The sequence below is a fragment of the Mesorhizobium sp. M5C.F.Cr.IN.023.01.1.1 genome, assembly GCF_003997585.1.
GTDB lineage: Bacteria > Pseudomonadota > Alphaproteobacteria > Rhizobiales > Rhizobiaceae > Mesorhizobium > Mesorhizobium wenxiniae.
Genome location: NZ_RZSU01000047.1, coordinates 1 through 16,211 on the forward strand (window position 1 = coordinate 1; position 16,211 = coordinate 16,211).

15 protein-coding genes are annotated in these 16,211 nt (G+C 62.1%); 2 read left to right on the top strand and 13 right to left on the bottom strand.

Annotation, left to right across the window (positions count from 1 at the left end; translation table 11 throughout):
- From EOA78_RS19195 to dusB, 7 genes are all read right to left on the bottom strand, one after another.
- Window positions 1-117: RNA chaperone Hfq (locus EOA78_RS19195; protein ID WP_206533462.1), on the bottom strand; the 117-nt coding region annotated here is incomplete at its 3' end.
- A 143-nt stretch (window positions 118-260) separates the two neighbouring features.
- Window positions 261-1,124, bottom strand: coding sequence for a D-amino-acid transaminase (locus tag EOA78_RS19200; protein ID WP_127316489.1), 864 nt, complete (start codon window positions 1,122-1,124; stop codon window positions 261-263).
- Window positions 1,125-1,313: 189 nt separating this feature from the next.
- Complete coding sequence (locus EOA78_RS19205) at window positions 1,314-2,675, bottom strand: sigma-54 dependent transcriptional regulator (RefSeq protein ID WP_065008746.1); 1,362 nt, start codon at window positions 2,673-2,675, stop codon at window positions 1,314-1,316.
- Complete coding sequence (locus tag EOA78_RS19210; protein WP_164783823.1) at window positions 2,665-4,950, bottom strand: PAS domain-containing sensor histidine kinase; 2,286 nt, start codon at window positions 4,948-4,950, stop codon at window positions 2,665-2,667. Before EOA78_RS19210 ends, EOA78_RS19205 begins: the two co-directional genes overlap by 11 nt.
- Window positions 4,951-5,065: 115 nt before the next feature.
- Window positions 5,066-6,526, bottom strand: a complete 1,461-nt coding sequence (ntrC, locus tag EOA78_RS19215; RefSeq protein WP_127316490.1) for a nitrogen regulation protein NR(I) — start codon at window positions 6,524-6,526, stop codon at window positions 5,066-5,068.
- Entirely contained in the window at window positions 6,523-7,665 is a 1,143-nt protein-coding gene (locus EOA78_RS19220) for a nitrogen regulation protein NR(II) (RefSeq protein ID WP_127316491.1), read from the bottom strand. Before EOA78_RS19220 ends, ntrC begins: the two co-directional genes overlap by 4 nt.
- Window positions 7,662-8,690, bottom strand: coding sequence for a tRNA dihydrouridine synthase DusB (dusB, locus tag EOA78_RS19225; protein ID WP_127316492.1), 1,029 nt, complete (start codon window positions 8,688-8,690; stop codon window positions 7,662-7,664). Before dusB ends, EOA78_RS19220 begins: the two co-directional genes overlap by 4 nt.
- Before the next feature lie 237 nt (window positions 8,691-8,927).
- Here dusB and EOA78_RS19230 point away from each other — a divergent pair, with 237 nt between their 5' ends.
- Both EOA78_RS19230 and EOA78_RS19235 read left to right on the top strand, forming a co-directional pair.
- Window positions 8,928-10,157, top strand: a complete 1,230-nt coding sequence (locus EOA78_RS19230; protein ID WP_127316493.1) for a bifunctional 2-C-methyl-D-erythritol 4-phosphate cytidylyltransferase/2-C-methyl-D-erythritol 2,4-cyclodiphosphate synthase — start codon at window positions 8,928-8,930, stop codon at window positions 10,155-10,157.
- A complete protein-coding gene (locus tag EOA78_RS19235; RefSeq protein ID WP_127316494.1) occupies window positions 10,154-10,663 on the top strand; it encodes a CinA family protein in 510 nt (169 codons plus the stop codon). The genes EOA78_RS19230 and EOA78_RS19235 overlap by 4 nt, the downstream gene beginning before the upstream one ends.
- Here the strand turns inward: EOA78_RS19235 and EOA78_RS19240 are convergent.
- From EOA78_RS19240 to EOA78_RS19265, 6 genes are all read right to left on the bottom strand, one after another.
- The gene (locus EOA78_RS19240; protein WP_127316495.1) at window positions 10,639-11,097 is read right to left on the bottom strand and encodes a type II toxin-antitoxin system RatA family toxin; all 459 of its coding nucleotides are present in this window, start codon (window positions 11,095-11,097) and stop codon (window positions 10,639-10,641) included. The two genes, EOA78_RS19235 and EOA78_RS19240, sit on opposite strands and share 25 nt — an antisense overlap.
- Before the next feature lie 12 nt (window positions 11,098-11,109).
- Window positions 11,110-12,075 (bottom strand): lipoyl synthase, encoded by a 966-nt coding sequence (gene lipA, locus EOA78_RS19245; protein WP_127316496.1) that lies wholly within the window; start codon window positions 12,073-12,075, stop codon window positions 11,110-11,112.
- Window positions 12,076-12,208: 133 nt separating this feature from the next.
- The gene (locus tag EOA78_RS19250; RefSeq protein WP_127316497.1) at window positions 12,209-12,466 is read right to left on the bottom strand and encodes a GlsB/YeaQ/YmgE family stress response membrane protein; all 258 of its coding nucleotides are present in this window, start codon (window positions 12,464-12,466) and stop codon (window positions 12,209-12,211) included.
- A gap of 96 nt (window positions 12,467-12,562) precedes the next feature.
- Window positions 12,563-14,026, bottom strand: coding sequence for a dihydrolipoyl dehydrogenase (gene lpdA, locus EOA78_RS19255; protein WP_127316498.1), 1,464 nt, complete (start codon window positions 14,024-14,026; stop codon window positions 12,563-12,565).
- Window positions 14,027-14,041: 15 nt separating this feature from the next.
- Window positions 14,042-14,680, bottom strand: coding sequence for an SGNH/GDSL hydrolase family protein (locus tag EOA78_RS19260; protein ID WP_127316499.1), 639 nt, complete (start codon window positions 14,678-14,680; stop codon window positions 14,042-14,044).
- A gap of 143 nt (window positions 14,681-14,823) precedes the next feature.
- Complete coding sequence (locus EOA78_RS19265; protein WP_127316500.1) at window positions 14,824-16,203, bottom strand: pyruvate dehydrogenase complex dihydrolipoamide acetyltransferase; 1,380 nt, start codon at window positions 16,201-16,203, stop codon at window positions 14,824-14,826.
- Window positions 16,204-16,211: the final 8 nt, after the last annotated feature.

Sequence of the window (16,211 nt, forward strand, 5' to 3'; positions counted from 1 at the left end):
CGAAGTGACCACACCGGTCAGCTTCACGCCGTTGATGAGAAAGATGGTGAGTGGGTTTTTGCTTTTGCGAACTGAATTCAGGAACAGGTCCTGAAGATTTTGCGATCGTTCCGCCATTGTTCTTGTCTTTCGCCGATCCCCTTCGGTTTGCACCTCAATGCGCCAAATTACCCGGCACGTGTCAAGCGCGCAAACACCATCTTGCCGTCAATAACGACAAGCAGAACGAGATATTGATGTTCATTCCACCTGTGCGGTTATCAGGCTGGACTTTTTTCCGCAACGTCAAAAAAGGCTTGCCGCAAGGAAAGTGTTATCGAGCCCGGATGGCCATTGGCGACGGGAGCGCCGTCGATCGCCACGATCGGCATGGCGATGGTGGTCGCGGAGCTGATGAAAACCTCGCGCGCAGCCTTGGCCTCGGCGACCGAAAAACCGCGCTCCTCGATCTTCAGGCCTAGCTTGGCGGCCACTTCGAACAGCGTGGTGCGGGTGATGCCGCGCAGGATGCCGTGCTCGGCCGGACGCGTCACCAGCACACCATCCCTGGTGATGATCCAGGCGTTCGACGATCCACCTTCCTTGACGGTGCCGTCGGCATCGACGAACCAGGCTTCCTGGGCGCCGGCTTCCTTGGCCTTCTGCTTGGCGAGCACATTTGGCAGCAGGCCGACCGACTTGATATCGACCCGATCCCAACGATTCTCCGGCACGGTGATAACCTTGATTCCGCTTTCGGCTCTCTTTGCGGCAGCAGCGGGGTCGGCTTTCCTGGCGGTCACCACCAGCGACGGCTTCGTGCCCGCCGCCGGGAAGATAAAGTCACGGCTGGCGACGCCACGCGTCACCTGAAGATAGACCAGGCCATCGGTGACACGGTTGCGGCGAACCACCTCACGCATAATAATCGGCAACACGCCCCGCGTGACAGGCCAATCGATCGACAATTCGGTCAGCGAGCGGTTTAGCCGTCCGAGATGGCGAGGCATATCAACGATGAAGCCGCGCGCTACCTCGCAGACCTCGTAGACGCCATCGGCGAACTGATAACCACGGTCCTCGACATGCACGAAGGCGTCGGCGTGAGCGACATAGCGCCCGTTCACATAGGCAATGCGCGGCATGAGGCCACCCCTGGAGAAGTCAGCGCATGACCCCGAAAATCGGAATCGATTTTCGGGGTCTTGCGCAAAAATCAAAATGCTACAGCGTCCTTTGAGCGTCCCAAAAAGACCCGCGGCGCTGCAGCGCTTTCTTATGCGATTCCGCCGGCGCCGTAACCGATAATTGCGTAGGCCATGATGGATTGGCTATCAGACGCCCAGCGACTTCAGCTTGCGGTGAAGCGCCGAGCGTTCCATGCCGATGAACTCGGCCGTCTTCGAGATGTTGCCGCCAAAACGATTGATCTGGGCGATTAGATAGTCCTTCTCGAATTGTTCGCGCGCTTCACGCAACGGCAGCGCCATGATGTGCTGATCGGATTGGTTTGGCGTGCGCGGCATGACATCGCCGATCTCGGCAGGCAAAAGATCGGCGGTGATCGGTGCATCGATATCGTCGCCGCGCGCCAGGATCATCAGTCGCTCGACGTTGTTGCGCAACTGGCGGACGTTGCCTGGCCAGTTGTGCGCCTGCAGCACCGCCAGCGCGTCGTCGCCGATGCGCCGCGGCCGGATGCCGGCCTGGCGGGCGATCTGCTTCATGAAATTGTCGACAAGATAGGGGATGTCCTCCCGCCGCTCGGCCAATCCCGGCACCATGACCGGAACCACCGCCAGACGGTGATAGAGATCCTCCCGGAAACGACCGTCGGCGATCATCGCCTCCAGGTTCTGCGAGGTCGACGAAATGATTCGAACATCGACCTTGACCCGTTTGGTACCTCCTACCCGCTCGAACTGCTGTTCGACCAGCACGCGCAGAATCTTGTTTTGCGTTTCGCGCGGCATGTCGGCCACTTCGTCGATGTAGAGAATGCCGCGATGGGCTTCCTCAAGCGCGCCGACCTTGCGTTCGACACCGTTGGATTCGGTACCGAACAGCTCGACCTCCATGCGTTCGGGCGTGATGTTGGCAGCGCTCAGCGTGACAAATGGTGCGCTCTTGCGCGCCGACAGCGTGTGGATGGCGCGAGCCGCGAGTTCCTTGCCAGACCCGGACGGGCCGATGATCATGACGCGGCTGTTGGTCGGCGCAACGCGCTCGATGGTCTGGCGCAACTGGCTCATCGCCGACGACATGCCGATCAGGTCGAAGGTTTCGCCGCTGCGCAGCTTGAGATCAGAAACCTCGCGTCTGAGTTTCGAGGTTTCAATCGCACGTTCGGCGATGAGAATCAGTCTGTCGGCCTTGAACGGTTTCTCGATAAAGTCATAGGCGCCGCGGCGGATGGCCGAGACCGCCGTCTCGATATTGCCGTGGCCCGAGATCATCACCACAGGCAAGCTCGGATGCATCGTCTTGATCTCGTCCAGCAACGCCAGTCCGTCCAGACGTGAGCCTTGCAGCCAGATATCAAGGAATATCAGCCTCGGCGCCCGGTCGGCTACCGCCGCCAGGGCGCTGTCGGCATCGAATGCCGTGCGGGTTTCGTGACCTTCGTCGCTTAGGATACCGGCGACAAGTTCACGGATGTCTTCCTCGTCATCGACGATGAGAATGTCAGACGCCATTACCGACCTTTTCAGTTTCTCTTTCGTTTTCCGTCTTGCCTTCGCCGCGCGACGGCACGGTGGCGACGAGCGGCAGAATGATGCTGATCATCGCGCCTCGCCCGTCGTGGAAATCCGCCGGCGCATCATGCAGTTCGAGCCGGCCGCCATGGTCCTCCACTATCTTCTTGACGATAGCGAGGCCGAGCCCCGTGCCTTTCTCGCGTGTCGTCATGTAAGGCTCGAGCAATCGCTGGCGATTCTCGCGCGGCAAGCCCTTGCCGTTGTCGATGACATCGATGCGAATCGCGCCATTCTGGCGCCCTGCTTGAATCCGGATTATGCCGTGCGAGCGGTCCTTCTGATCAAGTCCGTCAATCGCCTCGGCCGCGTTCTTGATAACATTTCCAAAAGCCTGCGCCATCAGGCGGCTGTCGAAAGTGCCTTTGAGCGGTTCGTTGCCGAACACGCGCTCGAAGGTGATATCGGATCGGCTCACTTCGACGAGGAACGAGGCTTCGCGCAACGATTCGCGCAAATCGAGGGCCTTCATTTCGGGCTTGGGCATGCGTGCGAAAGCGGAGAACTCGTCGACCATCCGGCCGATGTCCTCTACTTGCCTGATGATCGTATCGGTGCACTGATCGAAAACCTCGCGGTCTTCGGTGATGACCTTGCCGTAGCGGCGCTTGATGCGCTCGGCGGAAAGCTGGATCGGTGTCAGCGGGTTCTTGATCTCGTGGGCGATGCGCCGCGCCACATCCGCCCAGGCCGAGGAACGCTGCGCCTGGACCAGATCGGTGATGTCATCGACCGTGACGACATAGGATTTCTCCTCCGAACCGTCGTCGCCGGCCTCGACCGTGATCTGCACGTTGAAGGTCCGCTCCGTACCGGCGCGATAGAAGGTCACCTGCTCGCGGTGGACAGGCTTGCCCGACTTGCGGCCGATCTCGAAGACGCGGCCGACATGCGGCAGCACGGCGGAGAGGTTTTGCCCGAGTGCGGCGGTAGCGGATATGGCCAGCATCGTTTCAGCCGACCGGTTGACGATGGTGACGATGCCATATGGATCGACGCCGATGACGCCAGCGGTGACACCGGCAAGCACGGCTTCCGAAAAACGCCGCCGCTCGTCGACCAAATCCTTGGCAGACAGTATCTCGTTACGCTGCGATTTCAGTTCCAGCAGCATCTTGTTGAAGGTGTCGCCGAGCGAGGCGACGTCTCCGTCGGAGGGCCGAACCGGGACGGCAACGTCGAGATTGCCTGTCGCGACCTCGTCGGCCGCGCCGATGAGCTGGCGGATCGGCCGCACCAGGCGGTCTGCCACGGCAATTCCGGTCCAGATGGCGGACAGAATGATGATCAGCGTCAGCGACAGGTAGGGAAGTGCGAACGCCACCTGCGAAGTGCGGCGATTGTCTTCCAGACCGCGATATTCGTCGGTGTTGGATCTGACAATCTGCCGCGCCTTGATCACCTCGGGATCGACGAGCCGGATGGTGTAGAGATAGAGCCCTTCGATCTCGCGCAGTTTGACGATGGCGCCCATGATATTGCGCGTCTTCGGCTCGATCAGCACCGGCCTGCCGTCGGCGGCACTGCTCATGGCGCCTTCCGGCGGCTCCGGCATGGCAAAATCGGCGTCGGTCTTGGCGCTCATGACGAACGAACCGTCGGGCCTGACCAGTGCGGCATGGGCCAGCGAGCGTCCGACGGCTTCCTTGTTCATGAGATCGAGGAAGCCGGTTCGATCGAGGCCATAGAGCGCACGGGAGGCGTCGAGATCGTAAGCCATCGACAGGGTCGTTCCCTGGAGATTGCGCGCGTTCTCCTGCACATAGGCATCGGCGATCGACAGCGACGAATTGACGATCGTCTTGGTGCGGATCTCGAACCAGCGATCAAGACCGATATCGAGTGTGATCGAGGCGATAATGGCCACCATGATGGCGGGAATCGCGGCGACCAGCGCGAACATCGCCACGATCCGTACATGCAGCCGCGACGCCGCCTTGCCGCGCCGGCGCGCCATCACGATACGATGCACTTCGCGGCCGACCAGCGCGATCAGAAACAGGATGAACGCCGCATTGAGGGCGATAAGCGCCAGCGTTGTCCTCTCGTCCGGCGTGATCGGCGTGGCGCCGACGAGGATGGCGAAGGAGATCGCCGCCGTAACCAGCGCACCGGCAATTGCCACCACGCCGGGCAGCGCAAGCAGCCGGCGCCCGTCCCGTGTGCCAGGTTCGCTGAAAAGCGCTTCGCTCGGTGTCTGTGCCTGTGGAGCCATGTCGCCGTCTAGAGCCAGTGATTGCGTCGGATGTATGCAACGCATTGTGGCGATTATGCAACAAGTGTGACCTGGACGGAAATGTTTCGGCGATCGATCCCCGGAAAAGGCTTCGCTATGCCGGCCTGGTCGATTTGTAGACGTTGACGCCGAGTTCGCGAATTTTCTTGCGTAGCGTGTTGCGGTTGAGCCCCAGGAGTTCCGCAGCCTTGATCTGGTTGCCGCGGGTTGCCGTCATTGAGGCCAGCACCAGCGGATATTCGACCTCGGAGAGAATGCGCTGATAGAGGCCGGCGGGCGGCAAATCGCCGGCGAACGAAGCAAAATAGCGCTGCAGGAAATGTTCCACCGCCTGGCCGATGGAGAGGTCGTCGGGAATGAGGTTGCCGCCAGCGGGAACGACCGGCCTCTCGCCGGTCTTCAGTTCCGCCTCGATGACTTCGGCGGAAATCTCATCCTGAGAATAGAGTGCGGCAAGCCTGCGGACAAGATTTTCGAGCTCGCGCACGTTGCCTGGCCACGGGTAGCGCTTCATCAGCTCGATGCCGCCGGTGGAAATGCGCTTGGTCTGCAGGCCTTCGCTGGCGCCGAGCTTGAAGAAGTGCCGGACGAGATCTGGAACGTCCTCAGACCGCTCGCGCAGCGCCGGCAGCCTTAGCGGCACGACATTCAGGCGATAGAACAGGTCCTCGCGGAAAAGCCCCTGATTGATCAGCGTGCGCAGATCCTTGTTGGTGGCGGCGACGATGCGGACGTCGGTTTTGATCGGCGTACGGCCGCCGACGGTGGTGTACTCGCCCTGCTGCAGGACACGCAGCAGGCGCGTCTGCGCTTCCATCGGCATGTCGCCGATCTCATCGAGGAAGAGCGTGCCGCCTTCGGCCTGCTCGAAACGGCCGGTGGAGCGGTTCTGCGCACCGGTGAAGGCGCCTTTCTCGTGCCCGAACAGTTCCGATTCGATCAGGTCGCGCGGGATCGCCGCCATGTTGATCGCGACGAAGGGGCCGCCGCGGCGGCGGCCGTATTCGTGCAGCGCGCGCGCCACCAGTTCCTTGCCGGTGCCCGATTCACCTGAAATCATCACCGTCAGGTCGGTCTGCATCATACGCGCCAGCATGCGGTAAATATCCTGCATGGCGGCCGAGCGGCCGACCAGCGGCATCGTTTCCGGCGGCTCGTCGGCCCGCGCATCGATCTTCGGCCGTCGGGGCTCGGAAAGCGCCCGGTTGACGATGCTGAGAAGCTCGGTCAGGTCGAACGGTTTCGGCAGATATTCGTAGGCGCCGGTTTCGGAGGCACGAATCGCGGTCATGAACGTGTTCTGGGCACTCATGACTATTACGGGCAGTTCCGGTCGCGCCTTCTTGATGCGCGGCAGCATGTCGAAAGCGTTCTCGTCCGGCATGACCACGTCGGTGATGACGAGATCGCCCTCGCCGGCCGCCACCCAGCGCCATAGCGTCGAGGCGTTGGACGTCACGCGCACCTCGTGGCCGACGCGCGAAAGCGCCTGATTGAGGACCGTGCGGATCGCCGCATCGTCGTCGGCGACGAGAATATTGCCGCGAACCGTCATTTGCGGTCTCCTTCGCCATCATCGTCTGTGCCGAACGGCGTTTCTTTCCAGGCTGGCATCAGGATGCGGAAGGTGGTTGCGCGCGGCGTCGAATCGCATTCGATGATGCCGCCATGCTCGCCGACGATTTTCGCGACCAGCGCCAGACCAAGCCCCGACCCGTTCGGCTTGGTGGTGATGAAGGGATCGAACAGGATCGGCAGGATATCTTCGGAAACGCCAGAACCGTTGTCGCGCACGCAGAATTCCAGCGGCAGCGACACGCGGCCCTGCGTTCCCGGAACGGAAACACGGATGCCCGGCCGGAATGCGGTCGACAGAGTGATCTCGCCTTGCGGATCGCCGCCAATGGCCTCGGCCGCATTCTTGACCAGGTTGAGGAACACCTGGATGAGTTGGTCGCGGTTGGCGAAAACCGGAGGCAATGATGGATCATAATCCTCCAATATCTTGATCCGCTTGGCAAAACCGTTCTTGGCAATCGCCTTCACATGGTCGAGCACGACATGGATATTGACCGGATAGCGATCGATGGGCCGCTCGTCGGAAAACACCTCCATGCGATCGACCAGCGAGACGATGCGGTCGGTCTCGTCGGTGATCAGCCGGGTCAGCGCGCGATCCTCGTCGGAAGCCGACAGTTCGAGCAGCTGGGCAGCACCCCGGATGCCGGATAGCGGGTTCTTGATCTCGTGGGCAAGCATCGCGGCAAGGCCGGTTACCGAGCGTGCCGCACCGCGGTGCGTCATCTGCCGGTCGATCTTGTCGGCCATCGATCGCTCCTGGAACATCACCACGACGGCGCCCGGGAATTCCGACACCGGCGCGACATAGAGATCGACGACCTTCTCGATGCCGAGGCGCGGCGACGATACGTCGACCCGGTATTCGTTGACGGGTGCCCGGCGCTCGCGCACCTGGTCGACAAGCGTCAGCAGCGGACTACCGAAGGGAATGAGCTTGGGGAGAGTATTGCGGGCGAGCATGGTCGCGCTCGAGCGGAAGAAATCCTCGGCATCGGCATTGGCGAAGGTGATGAACCCTTCCGCATCGACCATGATTACCGGGCGGCGGATGGTGTTGAGCACAATGTGAGCGGCGTCCGCCATGTCCATGCTCTGTGTAAGCGTGGCGTTCATGCTGCGCTCCGCAGGTTCATCGCCTCGGCAGCGCGTGAAAACACCTCGCGCAACGCGGCAACGATGCGGACAGGCTCGAAGGAGGTGAGGATGGCCTTTCGCTGCTCATCAACGACGCCAACAGCGTGGCGGTCGAGATACCAGCCAAGATGCTTGCGCGCCTGGCGCACGCCGCTTTCGATGCCGTAGAGCGTTAGCATGTCCTCGTAGTGGGCAACGATGTAGTCGGCCAGCGCTTGCGGACTTTCGGGCACGCCGGGCGCCGCATCTTTTGCCGCGGCTGCCGCGATGCTGCCTGCCGTCCAGGGCGCGCCATAATGCGCGCGGCCGATCATCACCGCGTCGGCGCCCGACTGGTCGAGGATCATTGCTGCCTCCGCCGGCGATCCGACATCGCCATTGGCAACGACTGGTATCGATACAGCCTGCTTTACGCGTGCGATGGCGCGCCAGTCGGCCTTGCCCTGGTAGAATTGGCAGCGCGTGCGGCCATGCACCGTCACCATCTGGACGCCCGCCTGCTCGGCGCGGCGCGCCAGCAGCGGCGCGTTGAGCGCGCTTTCGTCCCAGCCGAGCCGCATTTTGACCGTGACTGGCACCTCGACGGCGCCGACCACCGCCTCAATCAACGACAAAGCGTGATCGAGATCGCGCATCAGCGCCGAACCGGCATAGCCGCCCGTCACCTTCTTGGCCGGGCAGCCCATGTTGATGTCGACGATGTCGGCGCCCTCGCCCGCGGCGATTCGAGCGCCCTCGGCCATATGCGCCGCCTCATGGCCGGCAAGCTGGACCATGTGCACAGGCAGCCCGGAATGGCGGATGCGAAGGCCGCAACCGGCCCTGCCCCTGGCAAGCTCGCCGCTCGCCACCATCTCCGACACGACCAATCCGGCGCCATGCGCATAGGCACGCTGCCGGAACGGCTCATCGGTTATGCCCGACATGGGCGCGAGAAAAGCGCGATTGCGGATTCTCACCCTACCCACGTCCAGCGGCGAAGCCAATTTGGTGAGGTCATACATGCACAAAAACCAAGCATCTTTAGTTGCTGCACATTCTCTAGCCAGAATGGCAGCAATGTGCAACGCGCAATGACGTCACATTAAGGCGCATTTGGGAAAAATGCTGGCCTTGGGCCTATACCCGGGCCCTCGGCGGCGTACGCCTTTAGGAAAGGACGCTTTGGCACTTTGCATCTGCGCATGATCTCTTCCGAAAAGCGATTCCACTTTTCGGGATCATGCGCTAAGCGTCTCGGCATGACAGATGCAAGCGAAATGCGAGCTTTGGCTACGGACTCTAGGGTTGCCGTGGTTATCGTCGCCGCCGGCCGCGGCGCGCGCGCCGGTCAGGCCGACGGCCCGAAGCAATACCAGAGGATCGGTGGCCGTGCCGTCATCGCGCGCACATTGGATATGTTTTTGGCGCATCCGAGAATCGGTCCTGTCGTCGTCGCCATCCACGCCGACGACAGTGCGCTTTTTCGCAGCGCCGCCGGAGCCAACGCCGATCGGGTCATCACGGTGACCGGTGGCGCGTCCAGGCAGGACTCCGTCCGGCTCGGGCTGCTTGCGCTGAGAGGCCATGCACCGAGCCAGGTTCTGGTCCATGATGCCGTTCGCCCGTTCGTCGACGCCGAATTGATAGACCGTACGATCGCCGCTATCGGCGAGCGCCAGGGAGCGCTGCCTGCCTTACCCGTCGCCGACACGCTAAAACGTGAGTCGGCCGCCGGCATGATCGGGGAGACGGTTTCCAGGAACGGGCTTCATGCCGCCCAGACGCCGCAAGGCTTCCCGTTCTGGCCGATCCTGGCCGCCCACGAAAAGGCCCATCACTTGGGCAAGGCGGACTTCACCGACGATGCCGCGATTGCCGAATGGGCGCATATTCCGGTGAAAATCGTTCCGGGCTCGCCGGACAATGTCAAGCTCACCTGGGCAAGGGATATTTCGATGGCGGATCAGCGGCTTTCCGGCGAACGGCTGCGTTTTCCGGATATCCGCACCGGCAATGGCTATGACGTCCACGCGTTCGAGCCCGGCGATCATGTGACCCTGTGCGGCGTGTCCATCCCGCACGACAAGAAACTGGCCGGCCATTCGGACGCCGATGTCGGCCTGCACGCCTTGACCGACGCGCTGCTCGCCACCTGTGGCGCCGGCGACATCGGCACGCATTTCCCGCCGTCGGATCCGCAGTGGAAAGGCGTGGCCTCGCGGATCTTCGTCGAACATGCGGCAAGACTGGTGCGTGCGCGCGGCGGGCGCATCGCCAATGCCGACATCACGCTGATCTGCGAGGCGCCCCGGGTCGGCCCACATCGCGAAGCAATGACCGAAATCCTTTCGGAAATGCTGGCAATTTCCCGAGACCGTATCTCTATCAAGGCGACAACCAACGAAAAGCTCGGCTTTGTCGGACGCGAGGAAGGCATAGCGGCTATCGCCACCGCCAGCGTCGTATTTCCGGGGGATGTCCCCGAATGAGCAACAGCGATCTCGCAGATGCCCTGCTTCAGGCCTGCCGACAGCGTGGCATCATGCTGGCGACGGCCGAAAGCTGCACAGGCGGCATGATCATCGCCGCCCTTACCGACATCGCCGGCTCGTCCACGGTGGTCGACCGGGGTTTCATCACCTATTCCAACGAGGCCAAGACTGAGATGCTCGGCGTTTCCGCCGCCACGCTTGAGACGCACGGCGCGGTCTCGCGGGAAACCGCAGTCGAGATGGCGGCCGGCGCGTTGGCACATTCGCGCGCCGGACTCACCCTTGCTGTTACCGGCGTTGCCGGTCCGGGCGGCGGCTCGGCGGAAAAGCCCGTCGGCCTGGTCTGGTTCGGTATCGCCTTGACTGGCCGGCCGGTCGTCAGCGAATGTCAGTTGTTCGCCGACAAAGGCCGCAATTTCATCCGCCGGGAGACGGTCAGGCATGCGCTTGAACTGGGCTTGCGCGCACTCGCTGCGGATCAGGCTGCCGGCATTGCGCCATAGATGACGTCGGCGCGCTTCTCGAACGCTTCGGAGAACATGCGGAAGGCGCGATCGAACATCGCTCCCATCACCGCACCCAGAATACGGCTCTTGAATTCGTAGTCGATGAAGAAGCATACGTTGCAACCGCCATCGGCCGGCTCGAAACGCCAGGCATTGCTCAAATACTTGAACGGACCGTCGATGTATTTGACGTCGATGGCTTTCTCGCCAGGTTTTAGCAGCACCTGGGTCGTGAAAGTCTCGCGGATCGCCTTGTAGCCGATGCTCATGTCAGCGACGAGCAGGGTGCGTCCGTCGCGTTCCTTGCGCGAGCGAACCGTCAGCGCCTCGCAAAGCGGCAGGAATTGCGGATAGGATTCGACATCGGCGACCAGAGCGAACATCTGTTCCGGCGTATGCGCAACGCGGCGGTGGGCTTCGAATTGTGGCATGAAACCAGTGTGTTAGGCGGACTTCCTGAGAAACGCTTCCCGTGCCGCGCGCAGCTTGGCGAAATCGTCGCCGGCGTGATGCGACGAACGCGTCAGCGGGCTCGATGCCACCAGCAGGAAGCCCTTGGTCTTGCCGATCGTCTCGAAGGACTTGAATTCCTCCGGCGTGACGAAACGGATCACAGGGTGGTGTTTCTTCGACGGCTGCAGATACTGGCCGATGGTCATGAAGTCGACATTGGCCGAACGCAGATCATCCATCAACTGCAGTATCTCGTTCCGCTCCTCGCCGAGGCCAACCATGATGCCGGATTTGGTGAAGATCGACGGGTCGAGTTCCTTGACCCGCTGCAGGAGCCTGATCGAATGAAAATAGCGGGCGCCGGGCCGGACCGTCAGATAGTTCGACGGTACGGTCTCCAGATTGTGGTTGAACACGTCCGGCTTCGCCGCCACCACGATCTCCAGCGCGCCTTCCTTGCGCAGGAAGTCGGGCGTCAGGATTTCGATTGTCGTCGAAGGCGTTGCCGCCCTGATGGCGCGGATGACCCCGGCAAAGTGCTGAGCTCCGCCATCGGCGAGATCGTCGCGGTCGACTGAGGTGATGACGACATGGCTCAGACCCATTTGCTTGACGGCGTGAGCGATGCGCGCCGGTTCATCGGGATCAAGTGCGGTCGGAATGCCGGTGGCGACGTTGCAGAAGGCACAGGCGCGCGTGCAGATCTCACCCATGATCATGAAGGTGGCGTGCTTCTTTTCCCAGCACTCACCGATATTGGGGCAACCGGCCTCTTCGCAGACCGTCACCAGTCTGTGCGATTTCACGATTTCGCGCGTCTCGGCATAGCCTTTCGACACCGGCGCCTTGACGCGGATCCAGTCGGGCTTGCGCAGCACATCCTGGTCAGGTTTGTGCGCCTTTTCAGGATGCCGCAGGCGCGGCGCATTGGCGATCGTGTCGAGGACGGTGACCATCGGAAATCCAGTTCATTCGCGATCGCCTTCCGGCGTTCGCTTTCACAAGTCATCTAGGACTTTTCGCTGCAAAGAAAAAGGCCGCGGCGGCGCATGCCGCCACAGCCGTTTTCGCATGGCAAGAGTTCAGCAGCTAACGGCGCACCATGCGCCCTACCCAGATCAGCAGGCAGGCGCCAATGAAACCGGTGATCAGATAGGCGATCCAGCCGGCGCCGAAGGCGCCGATGTTGAGCGCCTGCAGGATAGCATTCAGCACGATCGCGCCGACGATGCCAAGAACGATATTCATCAAGATGCCCATGTTGCTTTTCATGAACATCTCGGCAAGCCACCCTGCCAAACCGCCGATGATGATGGCTGCGATCCAGCCCACGCCATTCACGTCCATATGCCCTCTCCTTGTGTGATGAATGCATCCGGAAACGAATTACCTTGCCGTTGAGTTCCTTGGCTTTCATGTGTCGAGTCTCACGCGATCAATTTATCACGCGTTCAGCGCGCGGCCATAGGCGTCGAGGACGCTTTCCTTCATCATCTCCGACAGCGTCGGATGCGGGAAGATCGTGTGCATCAGTTCTTCCTCGGTGGTCTCCAGGTTCATCGCCACGACAAAGCCCTGGATCAGTTCGGTCACTTCGGCGCCGACCATATGCGCGCCGAGCAACTGCCCGGTCTTCTTGTCGAAGATGGTCTTGACGAAACCCTGGTCTTCGCCGAGCGCGATGGCTTTGCCGTTGGCGGCGAACTGAAAGCGGCCGACGCGGATGTCCTTGCCCTCGGCCTTCGCCTTCGCTTCGGTCAAGCCGACGGAGGCAACCTGCGGGTTGCAATAGGTGCAGCCCGGAATCTTCAGCTTGTCAGTGGCATGCACGCCGGGGAAATTGGCGATCTTCTCCACGCACACCACGCCTTCATGTTCGGCCTTGTGGGCGAGCATAGGCGGGCCGGCAACGTCGCCGATGGCATAGATTCCGGGCACATTGGTGTTGCCGTAGCCGTCGACGACGACGCAGCCGCGTTCGGTCTTCACGCCGAGCGCTTCGAGGCCGAGATTCTCGATGTTGCCCTGCACGCCGACGGCCGAGATCATCCGGTCGGCGGTGATCTTCTCAACCTTGCCATCCTTCATCTCGACATGCGCGGTGACCGAGTTCGCACCCTTCTCGACCTTGGTGACCTTGGCCTCGAGGATGATCTTCATGCCTTGCTTCTCGAACTGCTTTTGCGCGAATTTCGAGACCTCGGCGTCCTCGACCGGCATTACCGCCGGCAACAACTCGACCACCGTCACCTCCGCGCCCATGGTGCGGTAGAATGAGGCGAATTCGATGCCGATTGCGCCCGAACCCATCACCAGCAGCGATTTAGGCATTTCCTTCGGCACCATCGCTTCGAAATAGGTCCAGATCAGCTTGCCGTCGGACTCGATGCCGGGCAGCGCCCGCGGCCTGGCGCCGGTCGCCAGGATGATGTGCTTGGCGGTATAAGTGCCTTCACCCTTGACGCCCTTGGGCGCCGGCGGCTGCGGCTCCATCGGCTTCTTCGACGATTTCGACACGACGACCTCGCCCGGTTTATCGCCGGAAGCCGCCTTGGAGAGCTTGGCTTCGCCCCAGATGACGTCGACCTTGTTCTTCTTCATCAGGAAGGCGACGCCGCCGTTGAGCCGCAGCGAGACCTTTCGCGAGCGGTCGACCACGGCAGCGGTATCGACGCTGACCTTCCCGTCGATCTTCAAGCCGTAGTCCTTCAGATGATCGGAATAGTGCATGATCTCGGCCGAACGCAGCAGCGCCTTGGTCGGGATGCAGCCCCAGTTGAGGCAGATGCCGCCGAGATGCTCACGCTCGACGATCGCCGTCTTGAAGCCGAGTTGGGCGGAACGCACCGCCGTGACGTAGCCGCCGGGGCCGGAGCCAATGATGATGACGTCGTAGTTCTCAGCCACGGATTTTCTCCTGATTCACAATTCCAGCATGACGCGCACGATTGGCGCCAGTGCCTGCCCGATTTTCCGCGTGTTCTCCGCGTCAAGATGGACGCCATCGAGCGGCGTGGTCTCGGCCACCGAGCCCGCATCGAAAAAGCCGCAGCCGGCCTCGTCGGCAAGCGCGGAATATTGCGGCGCCAGCCGCTTCGACGCTTCATCGCCGCCGGCGAACATTTCCTTGAATTCGGCGTTTTCCGTACGGCTGACCGCGGGCGGCGCGACGAGCAGAATGTGCGGCGCCGGCCAATCGAACGGGTAGTCGTGCCCACGCACGATCTCGATCAGGCGCTGCATGCCCTGTTTGGCAGCGACCGGATTGCCGTGGATCCACGGCTTCATGTCGTTGGAGCCGAGCATGATGACGATCAGGTCGAGCGGCGCATGTGTCATCAGCACCGTCGGCAGCACTCTGGCGCCGTTACGGTCGGCGCCGGCCAGATGGTCGTCGAAAGCCGTTGTGCGGCCGTTCAAGCCTTCGGCGATGACCTGGATATCGCCTCCCAACGTCGCCTGCAGCACACTCGGCCAGCGGTCCTTGAGCGGGTGGCGATCCAGACTTGCCGCATCATAGCCCCAGGTCAGCGAGTCGCCGTAGCAAAGGACTGTTTTCATGCGTTTGCCCCCTCCTGCTGAAATCTGCCCGCGCGCGCCTCACCCGCCAGCGCACCAACAGCCATTGCACATGATCGTTGCGACGCCGGAAGGGCTGAAGGCAAAAAGGCTGGTGAAGAATTTCCGCACCGCCTTCTTCCTATCTAGACCAGCATGCCCATCGGGTTTTCGATCATGCGCTTGAAGGCGACGAGCAGTTCGGCACCGAGCGCGCCGTCGACGGCGCGGTGATCGGTCGACAGCGTCACCGACATGATTGTCGCGATCTTGATCTCGCCGTTCTTGACTACCGCGCGCTCCTCGCCAGCGCCGACCGCCAGGATCGTCGCATGCGGCGGGTTGATGACGGCGGCAAAGTCCTTGATGCCGAACATGCCGAGATTGGACACCGCCGTGGTGCCGCCCTGGTATTCCTCCGGTTTCAGCTTGCGGCTGCGGGCACGGCTGGCGAGATCCTTCATCTCGTTGGAGATGACCGACAGCGTCTTTTCATCGGCGCGCCGGATGATCGGCGTGATAAGCCCGCCGGGGATCGACACGGCGACACCGACATCAGCATGCTTGTGCTTGACCATGGCGCTCTCGGTCCATGACGCGTTGGCATCCGGCACCGCCATCAGCGCCATTGCCATCGCTTTGATGACCATGTCGTTGACCGACAGCTTGTAGGCCGGCGCCTCCCCCTTGTCGGCCTTCTTCATCGGGGCGGCCGCGTTGATCTGCGTGCGCAGGGCCAGAAGCGCGTCGAGCTCGCAGTCGAGCGTCAGGTAGAAATGCGGAATGGTGGTCGTGGCCTCGACCAGCCGGCGCGCAATGGTCTTGCGCATGTTGTCGTGCGGGACAAGCTCGTAGGAGCCTTCGGCAAACAGTTTCAGCACCTGGTCGTCCGACATTGGCTTGGCTGCCGCTGCAGATGCCGGAGCGCCGGCAGGTGCCGCTTTCGCAGCCGGTGCCGCCTTGACGCCGCCGCTGGAAATCGCTGCGTCGACATCGGCCTTGACCACGCGGCCATGCGGGCCGGAGCCGGTCACCGCCGAGACATCGACACCGGCTTCCCGGGCGATGCGGCGGGCGAGCGGCGTGGCGAAGACACGCTCACCGCTTGCATGGCCGTTGGCGACCGGAGCCGCTTCCACCTTGGGGGCAGGTGTGGCGGCAGTTTGCGGCTTCGACGCTTCGGGCTTTGGTGATTCGGCTTTGGGGGCATCCGCTTTCGGAGCCTCTGCCTTCGCCGGCGCTGCGGCGCCATCACCGCCCTTCGCGGCAGCCGCCGCATCCTCGCCTTCGGCCGCGAGCACGGCGATCAGCGCGTTGACCTTGACGCCTTCGGTGCCGGCAGGAACCACCAGCTTGGCCACCGTGCCTTCGTCGACCGCTTCGACTTCCATCGTCGCCTTGTCGGTCTCGATCTCGGCGATCACGTCGCCCGGCGAAACCTTGTCGCCTTCCTTGACCAGCCACTTGGAGAGATTGCCCTCTTCCATCGTGGGCGACAGGGCCGGCATGGTGATGTTGATCGGCATGTTTTCCT

Bases quoted from the DNA above. Each gene is read 5' to 3' on its own strand.
- EOA78_RS19200 (WP_127316489.1), bottom strand. From the start codon at position 1,124: ATGCCGCGCATTGCCTATGTGAACGGGCGCTATGTCGCTCACGCCGAC.
- EOA78_RS19205 (WP_065008746.1), bottom strand. From the start codon at position 2,675: ATGGCGTCTGACATTCTCATCGTCGATGACGAGGAAGACATCCGTGAA.
- EOA78_RS19210 (WP_164783823.1), bottom strand. From the start codon at position 4,950: ATGGCTCCACAGGCACAGACACCGAGCGAAGCGCTTTTCAGCGAACCT.
- ntrC (WP_127316490.1), bottom strand. From the start codon at position 6,526: ATGACGGTTCGCGGCAATATTCTCGTCGCCGACGACGATGCGGCGATC.
- EOA78_RS19220 (WP_127316491.1), bottom strand. From the start codon at position 7,665: ATGAACGCCACGCTTACACAGAGCATGGACATGGCGGACGCCGCTCAC.
- dusB (WP_127316492.1), bottom strand. From the start codon at position 8,690: ATGTATGACCTCACCAAATTGGCTTCGCCGCTGGACGTGGGTAGGGTG.
- EOA78_RS19230 (WP_127316493.1), top strand. From the start codon at position 8,928: ATGACAGATGCAAGCGAAATGCGAGCTTTGGCTACGGACTCTAGGGTT.
- EOA78_RS19235 (WP_127316494.1), top strand. From the start codon at position 10,154: ATGAGCAACAGCGATCTCGCAGATGCCCTGCTTCAGGCCTGCCGACAG.
- EOA78_RS19240 (WP_127316495.1), bottom strand. From the start codon at position 11,097: ATGCCACAATTCGAAGCCCACCGCCGCGTTGCGCATACGCCGGAACAG.
- lipA (WP_127316496.1), bottom strand. From the start codon at position 12,075: ATGGTCACCGTCCTCGACACGATCGCCAATGCGCCGCGCCTGCGGCAT.
- EOA78_RS19250 (WP_127316497.1), bottom strand. From the start codon at position 12,466: ATGGACGTGAATGGCGTGGGCTGGATCGCAGCCATCATCATCGGCGGT.
- EOA78_RS19260 (WP_127316499.1), bottom strand. From the start codon at position 14,680: ATGAAAACAGTCCTTTGCTACGGCGACTCGCTGACCTGGGGCTATGAT.
- EOA78_RS19265 (WP_127316500.1), bottom strand. From the start codon at position 16,203: ATGCCGATCAACATCACCATGCCGGCCCTGTCGCCCACGATGGAAGAG.